This is a genomic window from Sphingomonas parapaucimobilis NBRC 15100 (assembly GCF_000787715.1).
Classification (GTDB): domain Bacteria; phylum Pseudomonadota; class Alphaproteobacteria; order Sphingomonadales; family Sphingomonadaceae; genus Sphingomonas; species Sphingomonas parapaucimobilis.
This window is the reverse complement of the sequence record NZ_BBPI01000063.1, coordinates 16,639-36,974: the sequence shown is the minus strand read 5'-3', so window position 1 is coordinate 36,974 and position 20,336 is coordinate 16,639. Positions and strand designations below refer to the sequence as shown.

Genomic DNA, 20,336 nt, shown 5'->3' with positions numbered 1-20,336 from the left:
GTCTCACCGAGACCAACACCCCACTAGCGCCCCAAGCCCACACCCCCTACATTCCCCCTCATGTCGTTCTTCGGCCGCTTCTCCCCCGTCCGCGCGATCCGCGACCTGCGGCTCTTCCTGTCGCAGCGCCAGCCCTATGAGCTGGTCTTCCTGATGATCGCGGTCGGGATCACCGGCTTCTTCATCTATGCCTTTGCGCGCGACGATTATGTGCCGGTGCCGTACAAGCCCGACATCATCTATGTCGAACAGTGGCGCGCCGACCGCAGCGAGGCGGAGATCCTGGCGCAGCAGAAGATCGATTATGTGAAGAAGAAGCAGCGGCTGGCCGAGGAAAAGGCCGCCAAGGATCAGCGGCAGGCCGAATTTAAGAAGGTCGACGATGCGCTGAGCAAGTGGGGCATCTGATCGATCGTCGCTGGATGGGGGCGGCACTGGCGCTGGCGGATCGCGGCGTCGGGCGGACCGCGCCCAATCCCAATGTCGGATGCGTGCTGGTCCGCGACGATCGCGTGGTCGGGCGCGGCTGGACTCAGGTCGGTGGCCGTCCCCATGCGGAGGCGATGGCGCTGGCCGAGGCGGGCGAGGCGGCGCGCGGTGCCACCGCCTATGTCACGCTGGAACCGTGCGCGCATGTCTCGACTCGCGGCCCTGCCTGCACCGACCTGTTGATCGCCCACCGGGTCGCGCGGATCGTCGCGGCGATGGGCGATCCCGATCCGCGCACCGATGGCGCAGGCTTCGCCCGCGCCCGCGCCGCCGGGATTATGGTCACGACCGGCGTGCGCGAGGCCGAAGCACGCGCGATGATCGCGGGCTTCCTGACCCGCCGGGCGAAGGGTCGCCCCTTCGTCACGCTGAAACTTGCCACCTCGCTCGACGGGAAGATCGCCCGTCCCGATGGTGAGAGCCGCTGGATCACCGGGCCGGAAGCCCGCGCCCATACCCATTTGGAGCGCAGCCGCCACGAAGCGATCCTCGTCGGGCGCGGCACGCTGGAAGCGGATTCGCCCACGCTGGATGTCCGCCTGCCCGGCCTCGAGTCGCACAGCCCACGCCGTATCCTGCTTTCGCGCACGCCCGAGGCGGGCTGGGAAACCATCCACTCCCCCGCCGCCATCGCCGATCTGGCGGGCGTCGACCGGCTGATGGTCGAGGGGGGGGCACAGACCGCCTCCGCCTTCCTGGCCGGGGATCGGGTTGACCGGCTGCTCCTCTATCGCGCGCCCATCCTGATCGGTCAGGGGCGCGCGGCGCTGGGCGATATCGGCCTCAGCCGCCTGGCCGAGGCGCATGGCCGCTGGCGGCTGGCCGATTCACGGATGCTTGGCAGCGACCGGTTGGAGGTCTACGAGCGCGACTGATATGTTTACCGGGATCGTCACCGACATCGGCTCCGTCACCGCCGTGGAAACGCGCGGCGACACGCGAGTCGTCATCGCCACCGCCTATGATACAGGCACCATCGACCTGGGCGCGTCGATCGCCTGTTCGGGCGTCTGCCTGACCGTGGTCGAGAAGGGACCCGACTGGTTCGCGGTCGATGTCTCGGCCGAGACGATCGGGCGCACCGCCGACCAGTGGACGAGCGGCCAGCGGCTGAACCTGGAACGCGCGATGAAGCTGGGCGACGAGCTGGGCGGCCATATCGTCACCGGCCATGTCGACGGCGTCGGCCATGTCGTGTCGGTGGCCGAGGAAGGCGGATCGCACCGCGTCTTCGTTGGCGTGCCTGCCGACCTCGCCCCCTTCATGGCAACCAAGGGGTCGGTGACGGTCGACGGCGTCTCACTGACCGTCAACAGCGTCGAGGACACCGAAACCGGCACCGTCTTCGGCCTGAACATCATTCCCCACACCGCCGCCGTCACCACGCTGGGCGGCATTGCGGCGGGCCAGCGCGTCAATATCGAGATCGACGTGCTCGCCCGTTACCTGCAGCGCATGGAGCATTATCGTGGCCGCTAATCCCGACGCCCTGGCCGGTCTGCGGCGCGGGTTTCTCTCCAGCCCCGAAGAGATCATCGACGAGGCGCGCAACGGCCGCATGTTCATCCTGGTCGATGACGAGGACCGCGAGAATGAGGGCGATCTGGTCATTCCGGCGCAGATGGCGACGCCGGAAAAGGTCAACTTCATGGCACGGCACGGACGCGGGCTGATCTGCCTCGCCATGACGCGCGAGCGGGTCGACACGCTCGGCCTGCCGCTGATGAGCCCGAAGAACGGGACGCGGCACGAAACCGCCTTCACCATCTCGATCGAGGCGCGCGAGGGTGTGACCACCGGCATTTCCGCCGCCGACCGGGCGCGGACCATCGCCGTCGCGATCGACGCGTCGCAGGGTCCCGACTCGCTGGTGACGCCGGGCCATGTCTTCCCGCTGGTCGCGCGCGACGGCGGCGTGCTGGTGCGCGCAGGGCACACCGAGGCGGCGGTCGACGTCGCGCGGCTGGCGGGCCTCAACCCCTCGGGCGTGATCTGCGAGATCATGAACGAGGACGGCACGATGGCGCGGATGGACGACCTGGTGTCCTTCGCGCAGCTCCACAATCTGAAGATCGGCACGATCCGCGACCTGATCGCCTATCGCCGCCGCTACGACCATCTGGTCGAGTTGCAGTCCGAAGCCACCTTCGAAAGCGAATGGGGCGGCACCTGGACCGCGCGCGCCTATCGCAACAAGGCGACGGGCACCGAACAGGTGGCGCTGGTCAAGGGCAAGCTCGACACCGACCAGCCGGTGCTGGTGCGGATGCACGCGCTGTCGCCCTTTGCCGACGTGTTCGGCGAAGCGGGCGCGCGTGGCGCTTTGCTCGCCAAGTCGATGCGGATGATCGCCGAGGAAGGCTCAGGCGTGATCGTCGTCATCAACCGCCCGCGCACCGACGCCTTCACCACCGCCGTTCGCCTGAAAGCGGGCGAAGAGGTGCAGATTGATATGGAGGAACTGCGCGATTACGGCGTCGGCGCGATGATCCTGGCCGAACTGGGCGTGCAGGACATGGTGCTGCTGACCAACACTCATCACACGCTGATCGGCCTCGACGGCTATGGCCTGTCGATCGTCGGCGAACGTCGTATCGAAAATGCTGAGGGAGACGCCTGATGGCGCATGTGTTGATCGTCGAGGCGCGCTTCTACGAGCATCTGAACGACCTGCTGCTGGCGGGCGCGCGCGCCGCGATCGAGGAAGCGGGCCACAGCCATGAGACGATTACCGTCCCCGGCGCGTTGGAAATCCCCGGCGCGGTGGCGATGGCGGCGGATACGGGGCGCTACGACGCGTTCGTCGCGATCGGCGTGGTGATCCGCGGCGAGACCTATCATTTTGAGATCGTCTCGAACGAAAGCGCGCGCGGGCTGATGGCGCTGACCATGGACGGGCTGCCCATCGGCAACGGCATCATCACCACCGAGAACGAGGCGCAGGCCCTGACCCGCGCCAAGCCCGACGAAAAGAACAAGGGCGGCGAGGCGGCCAAGGCGGCGCTCGCCATGCTGGCGCTGAAGGGCCGGTTCGGGTGACAAGCCCGGTCCTCCAGACCGAGCGGTTGACCTTGCGGCTTCCCTCGGCGGAGGATTTCGAGGCCTGGGCGGCGTTCCACGCCGAAGAGGACACGATGCGCTTCCTGGGCGGCGTGCAGGCGCGCGGGGCGGCGTGGCGCAACCTTTGCACCATGGTCGGCGCGTGGAGCGTGCGCGGTTTCGCCATGTTCTCGGTGATCGAACGCGATACCGGCCGCTGGGTCGGCCGCATCGGCCCGTGGCAGCCCGAGGGGTGGCCGGGGCGCGAGGTCGGCTGGGGCGTGGCGCGCGCATTCGCCGGGCGCGGCTATGCCCATGAAGCGGCGGTGGCGGCGATGGACTATGCGGTCGACGTGCTGGGCTGGGATCATGTCATACACACCATCGACCCGGACAATATAGGCTCGATCAAGCTGGCGCAGCGGCTGGGTGCGGTGAACGAAGGGCCGGTAAGCCTGCCCGCGCCGCTCGAGAGCTTCCGCGTCGATGCCTGGGGCCAGAGTGCCGAGCAGTGGCGTGCCCGGCGCGGAATGCGCCCGCAATGACCGACATGCCGCCCAGCCGCTTTCGCGTCGTCGAGCGGGGTCGGCGGCTGGAGGTGATCGACACCCAGGCGGTTAAGTCTGAGGCGACGATCTCGGCCAAACCGGAGCCGACAAAATCGCCCGCCAAACCCCTTGCGCCGGTGAAAGGCGCCGGCCTCGACCAATGGGCCTCGAAGAAGCTGTCGGAGAAGATGGGCGCCAAGACGCCCGGCACCTGGACGACCAGCCGTCTTTACGACGCCAAAGCGCCACGCACCTTCGTCCTGGGGGAGCAGGGGATGCAGACCATGATCTTCGTTGCCGCCGGGCTGATCGTGGCGGTCATACTGGCGATCATATTCCCGCCGCTCTTCGCAGTGCCGCTGGCGCTGGCCAATCCGAAAATTCGGGGTTTCGTGCGCCGCTGGGCGACGGAGCAGATCGATCGGTTCGAAGCACGGCCATAGGGTAGCCGCCGGGTTTCCGCTCCCCGCCCTCCGTTCACGCTGAGCGAAGTCGAAGCGTATGTTCTGCGATGGCCGCCAAGGTTTCCCTTGGCCTTCGACTTCGCTCAGGCTGAACGGTGGAGTGGAATGCACTTCAACTGGCATCACCCCGGCGGCCGCCGGGGTGATTGGGAGCGGAGAGAATTCCCCGCTCCCTCCCCCCTCACGCCGACCGCGCGGCCTCGTCGAGCGTAGGGTAGTCGATATACCCCTCCGGCCCCTGGCTGTACCAGGTCTTCATGTCGCTCTCGTTGAGCGGCGCATCGGTGCGCAGCCGCTCAGGGAGATCGGGATTCGCCAGAAAGGTCCGGCCGAACGCGATGCCGTCGGCGACACCCGAGTCGATCGCGGCCTGCGCCTTTTCGCGGCTGTCATAGTCGCTGTTGAGGATCAGCGGCCCCTGGAACACCTCGCGGATCTGCGGCGACAGCTTGGGCACGTCGCTTGCGCCATAGGTGCCGTCCGGCCCCAGTTCGCGCAGTTCGAGGAAGGCGATGCCCAGGTCCGACAGCATCCTGGCGGCGGGCACGAAGACCGAGGCGGGATCGCTGTCATCCACGCCCTGGCTGTCGCCATTGGGCGAGAGGCGTACGGCCACGCGCTCCTTGCCCGCGACCGAAATCACCCGCTCGGTGATTTCACGGAGCAGGCGGATGCGGTTTTCCGGCGAGCCGCCATATTCGTCCTCGCGATGGTTCGCCCCGTCGCGCAGGAATTCGTCGATCAGATAGCCGTTGGCGGCATGGATCTGCACCCCGTCGAACCCGGCGGCCATCGCGTTGCGCGTCGCCAGTTCATAGTCGTCCAACAGGCGCGGGATTTCGGAGAGTTCGAGCGGGCGCGCCGTCTCGAAATCCTTCTTGCCCTCGAAGGTATGCGCCTGCCCCTCGGTACGGGTGGCCGAGGACGACACCGGCTGCATCCCCGTGACCGAGCTGTGGACCTGGCGGCCCATGTGCCAGAGCTGCGCGACGATCCGGCCGCCCGCCTTGTGTACCGCCTCGGTCACCGGCTTCCACCCTTCGACCTGCTCGTCGGTCCACAGGCCCGGCGCATAGGGCCAGCCCAGCCCTTCGCGGCTGATGCCGGTGGCTTCGGAGATGATCAGGCCCGCGCTGGCACGCTGGGCATAATATTGCGCCATGATCGGTGTCGGCACCGCCTCACGCGTGGCACGGGCGCGGGTCAGCGGCGCCATGAGGATACGGTTGGGGGCGTGGATCGCCCCGAGATCGATGGGGTCGAAGAGTTTTGGCATCAAAATGCAATCCTTTTGCGGCCTTTCCGGCCTGACGCAACGCAGATAGGGCGTTAAGGGACCCGATGCCCGTGTCTCACCCCCCAAGAAAAAGTGAACAGACGCAAAGCGATGGTCTGTCGGACCGGGGCGGCCCCAAGGCGACGCCGCCGCTCGCCTTCGCTGCGGTCATCCTGGCCAATGTCGCGCTCGCCTTTGGTCCGCTGTTCGTGCGCATGGCCGATACCGGGCCGGTCGCCTCGGCCTTTTGGCGGATCACGCTGGCCGCCCCCATGCTGGCGCTGGTCGCATGGCTGGGTCGCGCGCGGCCACGGGCACCGAGTGGGACCCAAGCTGGATTGTGGATGCTGTTGCTGGTCGGCGGGATCGCCTTTGCCGGGGATCTGGGCGCCTGGCATATCGGCATCCGCCAGACGACGATGGCCAATGCCACGCTGTTCGGCAATTCAGCGACCTTCATCTTTCCGCTCTATGGCTTTCTCGCGGCCCGCGCCTGGCCGTCGCGGGTGCAGGGGCTGGCGCTGCTCCTGGCGGCGCTGGGCGCGGGGCTGTTGATGGGGCGAAGCTATCAGGTCGATCCGCGCCATCTGGTCGGCGACCTGATGTGCGTACTGGCGGGCGTGCTCTATGCGCTCTACTTCATCCTGATGGCGCGGGTGCGGATCGCGATGCCGCCGATCCCCGCGCTCGCCTGGTCGACGGCCGCCAGCATCGCACCGCTGTTCCTCTTTGCGCTGGCGCTGGGCGAGCGGATATGGCCCGGACACTGGACCCCTCTGCTGCTGCTGGCGCTGGGGAGCCAGATCGTCGGCCAGGGGTTGATGATCTATGCGTTGGGGCTGCTCAGCCCGCTGGTCGTCGGGGTCGCGCTGCTGGTACAGCCGATCGTGGCGACGGCGATCGGCTGGGTGGTCTATGGCGAGACACTGGCGCTGCCCGACTGGGCCGGCGTCGCGATGGTCGCCGCCGCGCTGGTGCTGGTCCGGCGCGGATCGACGAGTAGGGCGGTTGCCAAGCCGAACGACAGGGACGACGGGTAATATGATGACCGAGGCTGCCATGACCGATGTTCAGGACCTGACTCTCGACGAGGTGCGCGCCCTGCTGGCGGACGGCATCGCGTCCAATGCCGCGTTCGACGGCTGGGGCGACGATGCCCGCGACATGGCGGCGGATGCGGCGGGCGTCGACCGCGACATTGCGCGACTCGCCTTCAAGGACGGCCCGGTCGCGATGATCGATGCCTGGTTCGCGTCGATCGACCAGGCGATGGTCGAGGCCGTGCCCGCCGAACAGGCCGCGCAGATGAAGATCCGCCAGCGCATCACGGCACTGGTCGAGGCACGGCTGGCCGCCGTCGCCCCGAATCGCGAGGCGCTGCGCCGCGCGCTGACCATCCTCGCCCTGCCGCAAAACGCCACCAGCGGCGCGCGACTCGGCTGGCGCACGGTCGATACGATCTGGGCGCAGGCGGGCGATACCGCGACCGATTACAACCACTATACCAAGCGGGCGACGCTGTTCGCGGTCTATGGATCGACCATCGCGGTGTTCCTGAACGACGAGAGCGAGGATCACGCCGATACCCGCGCGTTCCTGGCGCGACGGATCGAGGGGATCATGCGGTTCGAGAAGTGGAAGGCAGGCATGGCCAAGCGGGGCGAGAATATGCCCAGCCTGTCGCGGTTCATCGGGCGGCTGCGATATCCGGCGGTTTGAGGGATTCCCTTGGCCTTCGACTTCGCTCAGGCTGAGCGGAGGTCGGGGAATGGGCTGGACACCAAACCCCGTTCAGGCTGAGCGAAGTCGAAGCCCACGCTCCGAACCCCCACACCCATTTCATCAACAGGTAATTGATAATCAATCGCACCGGCGTTATGTAGTCCGCATGGCGATGCTCAGCAGTCTCGAAACCCTTCCCCGGCGGCAACCGGCGACCGTGGCCGCGATCGACTGGACCCAGCTGGCGCTGCCCGAGGCGCGCCGTCTGCGCGAACTGGGTTTCGACGAGGGCGTCGGTGTCGAGGTGCTGCACCGCGCGACGCTGGGCGGCGGGCCGATCGCCTGCCGGATCGGCCGGATGACCGTGGCGCTGCGTCGCCGGGTCGCCGCCTCGATCCGGGTCGCGACCGGCGCATGAGGTCCAACCGAACGTAATGAACGCCGCACCGCTGGTTGCGCTCGTCGGCAATCCCAATGCCGGCAAAAGCGCCCTGTTCAACGCGCTCACCGGCGCGCGCCAGAAGGTCGGCAATTATCCCGGCGTCACCGTCGAGCGCCATTCGGGCCGACTCGTGCTGGACGATGGTCGCCCGGTCGAGCTGGTCGACCTGCCCGGCGCCTATAGCCTCGATCCCGGCAGCCTGGACGAACAGGTCACGCGCAACGTCGTGATGGGGTCGCAGGCGGGCGAGCGCCGCCCCGACGCGCTGGTCGTCGTGGTGGACGCCGCCAATCTCGACAATCACTTGCGCTTCACGCTGCAGCTGATCGCGCTGGGCCTGCCGGTCGTGGTCGCGCTCAACATGGTCGACCTGGCCGAGCGTGACGGGCTGACGCTCGACGCCGATATCCTGGCGCGCGAACTGGGCGTGACGGTGATCCCGACCGTCGCCGTCCGCCGTCGCGGACTGGATACGCTGAAGGCCGAGATCGACCGGCTGGTCAGCGAAGGCCATAGCCAGCCCGTCGCCGCCGCCGACCGGATCGACGACATCGTCACGTTGCAACGCCGCGCGCGCCAGATCGCCGCAAGCGCGACCGTGGCCGAGACGCCGACGCGCCGCTGGACGCACATGCTCGACTCGGTCGCGCTGCATCCCATTTTCGGGCCGATCCTGCTGGTCGGGCTGCTCTTCATCATGTTCCAGGCAGTCTTTTCCTGGTCGGAAGCCCCCATAAGCTGGATCGAGCAGGGCTTTGTCTGGCTGGAGGCGCAGGTGGGTGCCACGCTGCCCGAGGGCTGGTTCCGCAGCCTCATCACCGACGGCCTGATCGCCGGTGTCGGCGCGGTCCTCGTCTTCCTGCCGCAGATCCTGATCCTGTTCCTGTTCATCCTGGTGCTGGAGGCGACCGGCTATATGGTCCGTGCCGCCTTCCTGATGGACCGGCTGATGGCGCAGGTCGGGCTGTCGGGACGCGCCTTCATCCCGCTGCTCTCCTCCTTCGCCTGCGCCGTGCCGGGCATCATGGCGACCCGGACGATCGATGACGAGAAGGACCGGCTGACCACGATCCTGATCGCGCCGCTGATGACCTGTTCGGCGCGGCTGCCGGTCTATACCATCATCATCGGCGCCTTCATTCCCGAGCGGCAGGTGCTGCCGTTCGTGGGCCTGCAAGGGCTGGTGCTGCTCGGCCTCTATCTGATGGGCATCGTCGGCGCGTTCGTCGCCGCGCTGCTGCTCCGCCGGACCGTCACCAAGGGCGCGTCGTCGGGCTTCATGATGGAGATGCCGAAATATCAGTGGCCGCAGATTCGCGACGTGGTGCTGGGCCTGTGGAGCCGGGCGCTGATCTTCCTGAAGCGCGCCGGGACCACCATCGCGCTGACCACCGTCATATTATGGGCGCTGCTGTCCTTCCCCAAGCCGCCGGAAGGATCGGGCATCTCGCCGGTCAATTATTCCATCGCGGGCCGCATCGCGAGCGGGATCGAGGTCGTGGTGCGCCCGATCGGCTTCAACCGCGACATCGCGCTGGCCCTCGTCCCCGCCATGGCGGCGCGCGAGGTGGCGGTCGCGGCGATCGGCACCGTCTATGCCATCGACGATACCGAGCATGAGGGCGGGCAGAAGGCGATGACCGACAAGCTGAAGCGCAACTGGTCGCTGCCGACCGCGCTCGCCTTTCTGATGTGGTTCGTCTTCGCGCCGCAGTGCATCTCGACCATCGCGGTGACGCGCAGGGAAACCAACGGCTGGAAGTGGCCGGCCTTCATGGTGGGCTACCTTTTCGTGACCGCCTATGTCATGGCGGGTATCACATATTGGCTGGCCGTATTCGCCGGCCTCTAGGCAAGATACAGGACTGATACATGGCGGGCAGCGTCAACAAGGTGATTCTCGTCGGCAATCTGGGACGCGATCCCGAGAGCCGCTCCTTCCAGAATGGCGGCAAGGTGGTCGAGCTTCGCATCGCCACGTCCGAATCGTGGAAGGACCGCAACAGCGGAGAGCGCAAGGAAAAGACCGAGTGGCACACGGTCAAGATCTTCAACGAGGGTCTCGCCAATGTCGCCGAGCGTTTCCTGCGCAAGGGTTCCAAGGTCTATATCGAAGGCGCGCTGACCACCCGCAAGTGGCAGGACCAGCAGGGTAACGACCGTTACTCGACCGAGGTGACGCTGCAGGGCTTCAACTCGGTGCTGACCATGCTCGACGGTCCCGGCGGCGGTCAGGGCGGCGGCGGCCGCGGCGGCAGCGACTTTGGCGGCGGTGACGATTTCGGTGGCGGTGACTTCGGTGGCGGGTCGAGCGGTTTTGGCGGCGGGTCTTCGGGCGGCGGCTATGGCGGCGGAGCGCGCGGCGGCTCGGGTAATTCGGGCGGCGCGAGCCAGAGCGGGAACGGCGGCAATCGTGGCGGGTTCGGACAGGGCGGCGGCTTCGCCGACGATCTGGACGACGACGTTCCGTTCTGATCGGACACGGTTTCCCCAAGGGGCGGAGATGGACAAGACGCCGGAAGACGATGCGACGACCTGTCACGACGTGGGCGTAGGCATGGCGGACACCCCCGCGCCCGCGTCCACGAGCAAGGCCGACCGCGCCGCCGTCATCCGCGCCTATGATCTGGCGGGCTATCGCGACAGCGGCCAGCTCGACGATCTGGCGGCCTTCGCCTCCGAATTGTGCGGCACCCCGATCGCGCTGGTCAGCGTGGTGGAGGAGGAAACCCAGCAATTCCTGGCGACGATCGGCATCGACGCCGATCAGACGCCGCGCGATACCTCCTTTTGCGCGCATGTGATGGTCGGGCGTGCCGAGACGATGGTCGTTCCCGACGCGCGCCGCGATGTACGCTTTGCCGATTATTCGCTGGTCAAGGGCCCGCCGCATATCCGCTTCTATGCGGGTGCCCGGCTGCTTTCGCGCGAGGGCGTTCCGCTGGGCGCGATCTGCGTCATCTCGCCGGAACCCCGGTCCGAGGGGCTGACCGCGTTCCAGCGGCGCGGGCTGGAGGTGCTGGCCACCGCCGTCATGGGACGCTTGCAGGACCGCCGCGTCCGGCGTGAGCATGAGCAGGCGGTCGAGGCCTCAGAGGCGCGCGTCGCCGACAGCGAGCAGCGGTTCCGCACCCTGGCCGACACCATGCCGCAAATGGTCTGGTCGACGCTGCCCGACGGCTTTCACGACTATTACAACGCCCGCTGGTATGACTTCACCGGCATGCCCGACGGCTCGACCGATGGCGAAGGCTGGAACGGGATGTTCCATGCCGACGACCAGGATCGGGCCTGGGCACGGTGGCGGCACAGCCTGGCGACCGGCGAGCCCTATCAGATCGAATATCGGCTGCGGCACCGCGACGGCACCTATCGCTGGGTGCTGGGCCGCGCGCTGCCGATCCGCGATGCCGAGGGAAACATCACCCGCTGGTTCGGCACCTGCACCGATATCCACGAGCAGAAGCTGGCGCTGGAAGAGCGTGAGATCGTCAGCCAGGAGCTGAGCCACCGGATCAAGAACATCTTTGCGGTGATCTCCGGCCTGATCGCCTTTGCCGCGCGCAGCCATCCGGGCTTTGGCGGTATCGCCAGCGACCTGCGCGACCGGATCACCGCGCTGGGCCGCGCCCATGACTTCGTCCGCCCGCACAGCCCCCAGTCCCGTCCCAAGGCGCGGCAGGATTCGCTGCACGGTCTGCTCGGCGACCTGTTCGAGCCCTATCGCGGCAACCAAGATGGCGCGCGCATCCAGGTCATCGGCGACGACGTACCGGTCGACGACCGTTCGGCGACGCCGCTGGCGCTGCTGTTCCACGAACTGGCGACCAATGCCGCCAAATATGGCGCGCTATCGATCCCGACCGGCCATGTCGAACTGGCCGTCCACCGCGCCGATAGCGAGATGGTGAAGCTTTTCTGGCAGGAGAAAGGCGGGCCGAAGCTGGAGGCGACGCCGGATCATAGCGGCTTCGGTTCGCAACTGGTCGAACTGTCGGCGGTCCGCCAATTGGGCGGAAAGGTTCGCCGCGACTGGCAGCGGGACGGTCTGGTCGTGACGATCGAGGTGCCGCTGGCGGCGTTCAGCCGTCCGCCGGGCACGGGACCCTGCCGGTGACAAGGCTTGCTGGCGCGGGCGGCGCCAGCTCATGAATTACAGGGCGATGCCCAGGGGGATGACGTCTTCCGACGCGGCCTGTCCGGCCCCCGTCGCCAGTGCGGCGGCCGCGAGGATGGCACGTTCGCTGAACGGCTTACGGATATAGCCCAGCGCCTCGATGCCGGTATCGATCTGTGACGGATTGGCGGTGACGAACACGATCTTGACGCCGTAATCCTCGGCGATGCGACGCGCGATTTCCGGCCCTGTCGCGCCGTCGCGCAGGTTGACGTCGACAAAGGCGAAGGTGCAGCCCGGTGCGCATTCCATCGCGGAGCGGCTGTCTGCCGCAATTCCGGCCACCTTATAGCCGGCGTCGGTCAGAATGCGCTCCAGATCGAGGGCCACGAAAATCTCGTCTTCCACGATCAGGGCGGTTTGGCTCATGTCAAATTCCCGTCACTTTCCGGGTCAACACTCTTGATCCAGATAAAGTTCCGCTATTGTCATCATTTCACCGACGCAACAAAAACACGGCGTGTTCGGCCCGGAAGTTGGCCGCCGCCGCGCTGGTCGGTCGTCCGCGCGACAGGAACCAGCTGCCCTCCACCGTGATCCGCCGCTGGCGGACGAAGGCGCGGAAATCGTCGATCGTCACATGATGGATATTGGGCGTGTCATACCATTGTTCGGGCAGCAGCGGCGTCACCGGCATCCGCCCGCCCCACAGCAGCGACATCCGCACCCGCCAATGCGCGAAATTCGGAAAGGAGACGAAGGCGCGGTTCCCGATGCGCAGCAGATGGTCGAGCACCTGGTCAGGAGCGCGCGCGGTCTGCAATGTCTGGCTGAGGATCGCATAGTCGAACCCCTTGTCGGGATAGCCCGCCAGGTCGACATCGGCATCGCCCTGCACCACCGCCAGCCCGCGCCCCACTGCCGAGGCGACATTGGCCGGATCGATCTCCAGCCCGCGCGCATCCACCCCCGCCTCGTCGCGCAGCGCCGCCATCAGCTGCCCGTCGCCGCAGCCGACGTCGAGGACGCGCGCGCCCCGCGCGACATGCCGCGCGATGATCGCCAGGTCGGGGCGTAGCGCCTCGCTCATGGCTCGGCCCGCAGAAAGCCGTCGATCACCCGATTCATCTCGGGCGCCTCCAGCAGGAAGGCGTCGTGGCCATAGGGGCTGGACAGCTCGACAAAGCTCGCCGCCGCGCCCGCCGCGTTCAGCGCCTGGACCACGGCACGCGACTCGGCGGTGCGATAGAGCCAGTCGGTGTCGAAGCTGACGATGCAGAAACGGGTCTTCGTGCCCCGGAAGGCATTGGCGAGCAGCCCGCCATGCTCCTCGGCCAGATCGAAATAATCGAGTGCGCGGGTGATGTAGAGGTACGAGTTGGCGTCGAACCGGTCGACGAAGCTCAATCCCTGGTGCCGGAGATAGCTCTCCACCTGGAAATCGGCATCGAAGCCGAAGCTTTTGGCGCCGTCCGGCCGGTCGGGCCGCGCCTGCAGCCGCCGCCCGAACTTCTCGGTCAGCCCAGCCTCGGACAGATAGGTGATATGCGCCGCCATCCGCGCGACCGCGAGGCCCGCGGCGGGGGGATCGTTCGCCTCGTAATAGGCGCCGCCGCGCCATTTCGGGTCGGCCATGATCGCCTGCCGCCCGACCTCGTGGAACGCGATGTTCTGCGCCGAATGCCGCGCGGTCGACGCCACCATGACGCAGGCGCGCACCCGTTCGGGGAAGGTCGCGGCCCAGCTGATCGCCTGCATCCCGCCCATCGATCCGCCGACCACCGCCTTCAGCTGGCCGACGCCCAGATGGTCGAGCAGCATGGCTTGCGCGCGCACCATGTCGCGGATGGTGATGACCGGAAAGCGCATCGCCCAGGGTTCGCCGGTCGAGGGGTCGATGGTCGCGGGGCCGGACGATCCCATGCAGCTGCCGATGACGTTCGAGCAGATGATGAAATGCCGCGCCGGATCGATCGGCTTGCCCTCCCCCACCAGGCGCGTCCACCAACCGGGCTTGGCCGTCCGCGGATGGGGCGAGGCGACATGCTGGTCGCCGGTCAGCGCGTGACAGATCAGGATGGCATTGGAGCCATCGGCGTTCAGCGTGCCATAGGTCTCGTACCCGATCTCGACCGGGGACAGCAGGCCACCACCGTCCAGCCGAAGCGGTCCGGGCAGCACGACATGGCGCGACAGACCGAAACGCTGGTCGTCGCCAAGGGTTTGCGTGGAAACGGAAGCGGCCATGGAGGAATATCCGCTAGGCCGCGATGCTTGGCAACGCAAGGGCGAGGCCGCTATGGCGGATGCCATGACCGACCGTAAAGCTCCCGAACCGATCTCCTGGGTCCAGGCCATCGCGCCCTACGTCCCCGGCCGCGCGACGACCGATGACGGGCGCAAGGTCATCAAATTGTCGGCCAATGAGAATCCGCTGGGCACCAGCGAAAAGGCACGTGCCGCCTTCGCCGCCGCCGCCGCGCATCTGGAGCGTTATCCCGATGCGGGCGCGACCGCGCTGCGCGAGGCGATCGGCGCGGTGCATGGTCTCGACCCGGCGCGGATCATCTATGGCACCGGCTCGGACGAGATCCTGCATCTGGCGGCAGGCGCGTTCGCGGGGCCGGGGGATGAGATCATCCATGTCCGCTACGGCTTTGCGGTCTATGAGATCGCGACGCGGCGCGTCGGCGCGGAGCCGGTGGTGGTCGCCGATCACGACTATGCCACCGATGTCGACGCGATCCTGGCCGCCGTGACGGACAAGACGAAGGTCGTCTTCGTCGCCAACCCCAACAACCCCACCGGCACCTATGCGGGCGCGAGCGAGATCGCGCGGCTGCACGCCGGGCTGCCGCCCCATGTCCTGCTGGTCCTCGACCAGGCCTATGCCGAATATCTGGAGCCGGGCGAGGATGATGGCGGGCTGGCGCTGGCCGAGCAGGCGGGGAACGTGCTGGTGTCGCGCACCTTTTCCAAGATCCACGGCCTGGCCGCCGAGCGGATCGGCTGGGGCTATGCCGCCGCCCCCATCATCGACGCGCTCCACCGCATCCGCGCGCCGTTCAACGTCACCATCGCAGGGCAGAACGCCGCGATCGCGGCGATCCGCGACCGCGCCTTTGTCGAGGCGTCGCGCGCCCACAATGCCCGGTGGCTCGGCTGGTTCGAGGAGCAGATCGCGTCGCTGGGCAATGCGGGCCTGCGCTGCGTGCCGTCCAAGGCGAATTTCTCACTGGTCCTGTTCGAGGGCCAGCTGACCGCCGAGCGCGCCTATCATGGGCTGATGGACGCCGGCTACATCGTCCGCTGGCTGCCGAGCCAGGGGCTGGGCCACGCCCTGCGCATCACCATCGGCACCGAGGACGAGGTGAAGGGCGTGATCGCCGCGCTGCGCCAGATGGTAGACGCCGCATAATGCTGCCCTTCGCGCGGATCACCATCATCGGGATTGGCCTGATCGGCTCCTCGGTCGCGCGCGCGACGCGCAAAGCCATGCCGACCGCGCGGATCACCGCCTATGACGCCGACCCGGCGGTGCGCGAGACGGTGCGCGCGCTCGACCTGGCCGATGACGTCGCGGACACGGCGGGGGCCAGCGTGATCGACGCCGACTTCGTGATCCTGTGCGTGCCGGTCGGTGCGATGGGCGCGGTCGCCGCCGAGTTCGCCGACGATCTGCCCGGTGACGCCATCGTCTCCGACGTGGGTAGCTGCAAGGGCTCGGTGCTGGCCGCTCTCACCGAGGCGCTGCCCGGCGCGACGATCATCCCCGCCCACCCGGTGGCAGGCACCGAGCGCAGCGGGCCGGAGGCGGGCTTCGCCACCCTGTTCCAGAAGCGCTGGTGCATCGTCACACCCCCCGAAGGCGCGGACGCGCTGGCGGTCGAGCGGGTCGCGGAATTCTGGCGGCGGCTGGGCGCGGATGTCGAGCTGATGGCCCCCGACCATCACGACCGGGTGCTCGCCGTCACCAGCCATTTGCCGCACCTGATCGCGTATACCATTGTCGGCACCGCCAGCGACCTGGAGGAAGTGACCCAGTCCGAGGTCATCAAATATTCCGCCGGTGGTTTCCGCGACTTCACCCGCATCGCCGCGTCGGACCCGACCATGTGGCGCGACGTGTTCCTGACCAATCGGGAGGCGGTGCTGGAGATGCTCCAGCGCTTTTCCGAGGATCTGAGCCAGCTGCAACGCGCGATCCGCTGGGGCAAGGGCGACGAGCTGTTCGACCTGTTCAGCCGCACCCGCACCATCCGCCGCTCGATCATCGACCAGGGCCAGGACGATGCGCGCGAGGATTTCGGGCGGAACCACGAGGGCTGACGATCCTCCCCGGCACGGGGAGGGGGACCAGCGAAGCTGGTGGAGGGGGTTCACCGCGAGGGACGACCTGTGTGGAAGCCCCCCCTCCGTCAGGGCTTACGCCCTGACACCTCCCCGTGCCGGGGAGGATTCCAGCGCGTTCATCGCGGCGTGGACCCGCGCCTCCGCTTCCGCGCGCGGCAGGCCGGGCGGGATCACCTCGCCGAAGCGCAGCGTCACCACGCCGGGCCGCTTCAGCCCCTTGCGCGGCCAGACCAGCCCCGAATCGGTCGCCACCGGCACCACCGGCAGGTTCAGCATCCGGTACAGCCCCGCAAAACCGGGCTTCAGCGGCGGCGTCTCGCCGGGCTTTACCCGCGTGCCTTCGGGGAAGATCATGATCGCCCGCCCCTGGTCGACCGCCACCTTGGCATCGCGCATCATGCCGCGCATCGCCTTGGCCGAGGCCGAGCGATCGACGACGATCGCGCCATATTTGCGGACCGTCCATCCCCAGACCGGGATGTTGGCCAGCTCGCGCTTCAACACCATGGCCGGGCCGTCCAGGATGCGTTGCAGCTCCATCGTCTCGAACATCGCCTGATGCTTGGCCGGATAAAGGGCGGGCGTCGTCGGCCGCGTACCCTCCACCTTCACGCGGATGCCCAGGATCCAGCGGGTGCACAGCCGGTGGAACGTCGTCCAGCCGGTCGCCCAGTGGACCACCGCATGGCGTCCCCCCACCGCCACCAGCGGCGACAGCAGCGCCATGATCGCCGATATCGGATAGAAGATCGCGACAAACACGATGTTGCGAAGAAGAATCACGCGCCAACCCCCGTCCAAAGCGCGACCCTGCGCAGGATCAGCTTGTTATACTCATTGACCAGGGTGCCGATGCGCGGCTCGGACGGCACGCCGTCGCCCAGCACCAGCACCTGTTTGCCGAGCGCGGCGGTCAGCTCCATCCTGGCGCGCGGCAGATGCCAGTCGGAGGTAACGAGCCGCACCGTGCGATAGCCGTGCTGGCGTACCCAGTTCACCGTCTCCTCGGCATTGGTACGGGTGTCCACCGCCTCGCCGCCCAGATCGATGCAGCAGGAAAACAACGCGGGCGAAGTGCGATAGGTACGCGCCAGATCGATCGGCCGCACGCCGGGCGCCACGCCGGTGACGAGCATCCGCTTGGCCTGATGCGCCTTCAACAGCGCGATGCCGCGGTCGATCCGCCCCGGCCCGCCGGTCGGCACCACGATCGCATCGGTGGTATTGTTCTCCAGCGGATGCGGCAGGGTCAGCATGAAGGCTGCGAACCCCAGGCACCAGGCGAGCGCCGCCAGACCGATCAGCCGCAGCATCTACAGCATCCGCCGCATCTGGCGCAGCACCGCCAGTCGTGCCGCCCCCACCGCCAGCACGACAAAGCCGAAGGGCAAGGCGATCAGCATCGCCATATCCCCCATCCCCAGCCGCATACCGCCCAGCAATTCCGAATCGAGCGCGCCCACCTGTCCCGCGATCAGCAGGATCGCTGCCCCGGCCATCACGCCGCCCGCCACCGCGCCGATCCCCGCGTCGAGCGCGATCCGCCGCTGGAACAGCCGCGCGACCTGCCGGTCGGTGGCGCCCAGCATATGGATGACCTCGATCGTGCCGCGATGCGCCTCCAGCCCGGCGCGCGCCGCCAGCATGACGACGGCGGTGGTCGCGACCAGCATCAGCAGGATGATCGCCCCCGCCAGCCACGCGGCGGTGTCGAGCAGCCGCCCGACCGGCCCCAGCCAGGTGGCATGGGCGTCGACCCGCGCCGCCGCGCTGGCCCGCGTCACCGCCTTGCGCACACGGGCGATGGCGGCCGCGTCGTCGCTGGTCAGGTCGACGTCGATCAGCGCCGGGACCGGCAGCCCCGCCGCCTCCGCATCGCTGCCCAGCCAGGGTTGCAGCATCCGCGCGAGATCCGCCTGCGCCACCGGCGTCGCCAGCGCGACGTCGGGCTGGGCGCGCAATACCCCCAGCACCTGTGCGGCGGCGGCGTCACGACGCTGCGCCTCGCCCTCGACGATCTGCACGGTCAGGCGACCCGCCATCTGCCGGTCGAGCGCTCCGGCGGCGCGCGCGGTCGCCAGCCCCGCCGCCCCGGCCAGCAGGGTCAGGAACAGCATGATCGCGATCACCCAGCTCATGACATGCGCGCCGCCGCCATCGTCCAGCGCCCGCGCCTCCGCGCCGGTTGCACGGGATTTACGCCCCTGCTTCACAAGCCGCTCCGCACGATCGTGGACGGCTTCGCCTCGGCACGGGGCGGCGAGGCGGGCGGAAGCGGATCGGGATCGACCAGACGCCCGCGCTCCAGATGCAGATGATGTGCCCCCGGCACCCGCTCGATCAGGTGCCAGTCATGCGTCGCCATCACGACGGTGGTGCCCAGCCGGTGGAGCGAATGGAACAGGTGCAGCAGCCGCTCGGCCATGGCTGGATCGACATTGCCCGTCGGCTCGTCCGCGACCAGCAGTTCGGGCCGCGCGATCACCGCGCGCGCGATCGCCACCCGCTGCTGTTCGCCGCCCGACAAAGTGGCGGGGCGTGCGGCCGCCCGTTCGGACAGGCCGATCCAGTTCAGCATCTCGCGCACCGCGCGCGCGACCTCCGACTCGGCTATGCCCGCGACGCGCAGGGGCAGCGCGATATTGTCCGCCGCCGACAGATGCGGGATCAACCGGAAATCCTGGAACACCACCCCGATCCGCCGCCGGAACCCGGGCAGGCGGTCGCGCGGCAGGATCACCGCATCCTCGCCGAACAGCCGGATGATGCCCCGGCTGGGCCGCTGCGACAGATAGAGCAGGCGCAGCAGCGAGGTCTTGCCCGCCCCGCTGGCCCCGGTCAGGAAATGGAATTGGCCCGAGCGCAGCGTGAAGCTGACGTCGCACAGGGTCTCTTCCCCGACGCCGTAGCGCAGGCCGACATTCTCGAACTGGACGATGTTCGCCATGCCTTCATGGCCTTGGCATGGGCGGGCGCGCGCTTCAAGTTCCGCGCTTCAATGCTTGCCACGCCTAGGGGCGGCGTGCTTACTGGATTATCGAAGGGGGCCTGACTGAATAGGGATGGCCCAGACCGTCCGTCGATCCGTCCTGTCCTGAAGTGCCCCATCGCATGATCCTCGAATGCCCTGAGTGCCGCACCCGCTATCTGGTGCCCGACAGTGCGATCGGGCTGGAGGGGCGAACCGTGCGCTGCGCCAATTGCCGGCACAGCTGGTTCCAGTCGCCGCCCGAGCCGGAGGGCGAGTCCGGGCTGCCGCTGTCCCCGATCGCGTCCCCGGCCGCGACGCCCGTCGAGGACATGGAGCCGCGCGTGGCCTTGGCCGAGCCGCCGCCTCCCCCGCCCCCCGTCATGGCGCCGCCGCCCGCCCCGCCCATCCTGACCCAGGAGGATTCGGGCTTCGACGCCTTTGCCCATCGGCCGCCCTTCCGTGCGCGGCGCAACCCGGTGCGGCGCTGGACCATCGGCGCGGTGCTGGCCGGATTGCTGATGCTGGTCGCGACGGCGGCGATCCTGTGGACCGGGATGCCGGGGATCGGCGGCTGGTTCGGCGTCGGCAGCACCGAATCGGCCCTCGAGCTGCGCTCCAACCCGATCGAGCGGCGCGAACTGGAAAATGGTTCGGAACTATTTGCCATTTCGGGACAGATCATCAACCCGTCCTCGACCGCGCAGCGCGTGCCCGACCTGCGCGCCGAACTGAAGGACGCGCAGGGCCGCGTCGTCTTCTCCTGGGCGATCGCGCCGCAGCAGCGGACGCTGGGGCCGGGCGCGTCGATGGACTTCAACTCGGCCAAGCTGGACGTGCCGCCCAGTTCCAAGCGGCTGGACCTGAGCTTTGCGGGTGAGGGCAGCGCGAACTGAGGCGTTCGGGGCGGAGCATTCG

The 20,336-nt window shown here is 68.1% G+C and carries 24 protein-coding genes; 16 read left to right on the top strand and 8 right to left on the bottom strand.

What is annotated here, in order from left to right; translation table 11 throughout:
* The first annotated feature begins 60 nt into the window (after positions 1-60).
* From SP5_RS10745 to SP5_RS10715, 7 genes are read left to right on the top strand one after another with little or no spacing between them, the layout of a single operon-like run.
* Complete coding sequence (locus SP5_RS10745; RefSeq protein WP_042488214.1) at positions 61-408, top strand: hypothetical protein; 348 nt, start codon at positions 61-63, stop codon at positions 406-408.
* Positions 409-422: 14 nt separating this feature from the next.
* Complete coding sequence (gene ribD / locus SP5_RS10740; RefSeq protein WP_042488242.1) at positions 423-1,364, top strand: bifunctional diaminohydroxyphosphoribosylaminopyrimidine deaminase/5-amino-6-(5-phosphoribosylamino)uracil reductase RibD; 942 nt, start codon at positions 423-425, stop codon at positions 1,362-1,364.
* A gap of 1 nt (position 1,365) precedes the next feature.
* Positions 1,366-1,968 (top strand): riboflavin synthase, encoded by a 603-nt coding sequence (locus SP5_RS10735; RefSeq protein ID WP_042488212.1) that lies wholly within the window; start codon positions 1,366-1,368, stop codon positions 1,966-1,968.
* On the top strand, positions 1,958-3,109 hold the full coding sequence (ribB, locus tag SP5_RS10730) for a 3,4-dihydroxy-2-butanone-4-phosphate synthase (RefSeq protein ID WP_042488211.1): 1,152 nt from the start codon (positions 1,958-1,960) through the stop codon (positions 3,107-3,109). The genes SP5_RS10735 and ribB overlap by 11 nt, the downstream gene beginning before the upstream one ends.
* A complete protein-coding gene (gene ribH, locus SP5_RS10725; RefSeq protein WP_042488209.1) occupies positions 3,109-3,528 on the top strand; it encodes a 6,7-dimethyl-8-ribityllumazine synthase in 420 nt (139 codons plus the stop codon). Before ribB ends, ribH begins: the two co-directional genes overlap by 1 nt.
* The gene (locus SP5_RS10720) at positions 3,525-4,073 is read left to right on the top strand and encodes a GNAT family N-acetyltransferase (RefSeq protein ID WP_042488207.1); all 549 of its coding nucleotides are present in this window, start codon (positions 3,525-3,527) and stop codon (positions 4,071-4,073) included. Before ribH ends, SP5_RS10720 begins: the two co-directional genes overlap by 4 nt.
* On the top strand, positions 4,070-4,519 hold the full coding sequence (locus tag SP5_RS10715) for a hypothetical protein (protein WP_042488205.1): 450 nt from the start codon (positions 4,070-4,072) through the stop codon (positions 4,517-4,519). Before SP5_RS10720 ends, SP5_RS10715 begins: the two co-directional genes overlap by 4 nt.
* Before the next feature lie 202 nt (positions 4,520-4,721).
* Here the strand turns inward: SP5_RS10715 and SP5_RS10710 are convergent, their stop codons facing one another.
* Positions 4,722-5,816 (bottom strand): alkene reductase, encoded by a 1,095-nt coding sequence (locus SP5_RS10710; RefSeq protein WP_042488203.1) that lies wholly within the window; start codon positions 5,814-5,816, stop codon positions 4,722-4,724.
* Positions 5,817-5,881: 65 nt separating this feature from the next.
* Between SP5_RS10710 and SP5_RS10705 the strand changes: the two genes are divergently transcribed.
* The 6 genes from SP5_RS10705 (at position 5,882) to SP5_RS10680 (ending at position 12,097) form a co-directional block, all read left to right on the top strand.
* On the top strand, positions 5,882-6,856 hold the full coding sequence (locus SP5_RS10705; protein ID WP_042488200.1) for a DMT family transporter: 975 nt from the start codon (positions 5,882-5,884) through the stop codon (positions 6,854-6,856).
* A gap of 4 nt (positions 6,857-6,860) precedes the next feature.
* Positions 6,861-7,535, top strand: a complete 675-nt coding sequence (locus SP5_RS10700; RefSeq protein WP_042488238.1) for a COQ9 family protein — start codon at positions 6,861-6,863, stop codon at positions 7,533-7,535.
* A gap of 169 nt (positions 7,536-7,704) precedes the next feature.
* Positions 7,705-7,956 carry a FeoA family protein gene (locus SP5_RS10695; RefSeq protein ID WP_042488197.1) on the top strand — a complete coding sequence of 84 codons (252 nt, stop codon included), beginning with the start codon at positions 7,705-7,707 and terminating at the stop codon, positions 7,954-7,956.
* Between the two features lie 16 nt (positions 7,957-7,972).
* Complete coding sequence (gene feoB, locus SP5_RS10690) at positions 7,973-9,832, top strand: ferrous iron transporter B (RefSeq protein WP_042488194.1); 1,860 nt, start codon at positions 7,973-7,975, stop codon at positions 9,830-9,832.
* A gap of 20 nt (positions 9,833-9,852) precedes the next feature.
* Positions 9,853-10,455, top strand: coding sequence for a single-stranded DNA-binding protein (gene ssb, locus SP5_RS10685; protein WP_042488192.1), 603 nt, complete (start codon positions 9,853-9,855; stop codon positions 10,453-10,455).
* Between the two features lie 82 nt (positions 10,456-10,537).
* Positions 10,538-12,097, top strand: coding sequence for a sensor histidine kinase (locus SP5_RS10680; RefSeq protein WP_042488234.1), 1,560 nt, complete (start codon positions 10,538-10,540; stop codon positions 12,095-12,097).
* A 36-nt stretch (positions 12,098-12,133) separates the two neighbouring features.
* Here SP5_RS10680 and SP5_RS10675 read toward each other — a convergent pair whose 3' ends face one another.
* From SP5_RS10675 to metX, 3 genes are all read right to left on the bottom strand, one after another.
* Entirely contained in the window at positions 12,134-12,526 is a 393-nt protein-coding gene (locus tag SP5_RS10675) for a response regulator (protein ID WP_042488189.1), read from the bottom strand.
* A 67-nt stretch (positions 12,527-12,593) separates the two neighbouring features.
* Complete coding sequence (gene metW, locus SP5_RS10670; RefSeq protein ID WP_042488186.1) at positions 12,594-13,187, bottom strand: methionine biosynthesis protein MetW; 594 nt, start codon at positions 13,185-13,187, stop codon at positions 12,594-12,596.
* Positions 13,184-14,344 (bottom strand): homoserine O-acetyltransferase MetX, encoded by a 1,161-nt coding sequence (gene metX / locus SP5_RS10665; RefSeq protein WP_042488183.1) that lies wholly within the window; start codon positions 14,342-14,344, stop codon positions 13,184-13,186. The genes metW and metX overlap by 4 nt, the downstream gene beginning before the upstream one ends.
* Before the next feature lie 64 nt (positions 14,345-14,408).
* Between metX and hisC the strand changes: the two genes are divergently transcribed.
* Positions 14,409-15,515, top strand: coding sequence for a histidinol-phosphate transaminase (gene hisC, locus SP5_RS10660; protein ID WP_042488231.1), 1,107 nt, complete (start codon positions 14,409-14,411; stop codon positions 15,513-15,515).
* Positions 15,515-16,426 carry a prephenate/arogenate dehydrogenase family protein gene (locus SP5_RS10655; RefSeq protein ID WP_042488180.1) on the top strand — a complete coding sequence of 304 codons (912 nt, stop codon included), beginning with the start codon at positions 15,515-15,517 and terminating at the stop codon, positions 16,424-16,426. The genes hisC and SP5_RS10655 overlap by 1 nt, the downstream gene beginning before the upstream one ends.
* Before the next feature lie 96 nt (positions 16,427-16,522).
* Here SP5_RS10655 and SP5_RS10650 read toward each other — a convergent pair whose 3' ends face one another.
* From SP5_RS10650 to ftsE, 4 genes are read right to left on the bottom strand one after another with little or no spacing between them, the layout of a single operon-like run.
* Positions 16,523-17,233 (bottom strand): lysophospholipid acyltransferase family protein, encoded by a 711-nt coding sequence (locus SP5_RS10650; protein WP_157013674.1) that lies wholly within the window; start codon positions 17,231-17,233, stop codon positions 16,523-16,525.
* A complete protein-coding gene (locus SP5_RS10645; protein ID WP_042488177.1) occupies positions 17,230-17,763 on the bottom strand; it encodes a YdcF family protein in 534 nt (177 codons plus the stop codon). Before SP5_RS10645 ends, SP5_RS10650 begins: the two co-directional genes overlap by 4 nt.
* Entirely contained in the window at positions 17,764-18,663 is a 900-nt protein-coding gene (locus SP5_RS10640) for a cell division protein FtsX (RefSeq protein ID WP_052811502.1), read from the bottom strand.
* Complete coding sequence (ftsE, locus tag SP5_RS10635) at positions 18,660-19,397, bottom strand: cell division ATP-binding protein FtsE (protein ID WP_042488174.1); 738 nt, start codon at positions 19,395-19,397, stop codon at positions 18,660-18,662. Before ftsE ends, SP5_RS10640 begins: the two co-directional genes overlap by 4 nt.
* Before the next feature lie 164 nt (positions 19,398-19,561).
* On the opposite strand from ftsE, the gene SP5_RS10630 reads away from it, so the two are divergent.
* On the top strand, positions 19,562-20,314 hold the full coding sequence (locus SP5_RS10630) for a zinc-ribbon domain-containing protein (protein WP_042488170.1): 753 nt from the start codon (positions 19,562-19,564) through the stop codon (positions 20,312-20,314).
* The last annotated feature ends 22 nt before the right edge of the window (positions 20,315-20,336 follow it).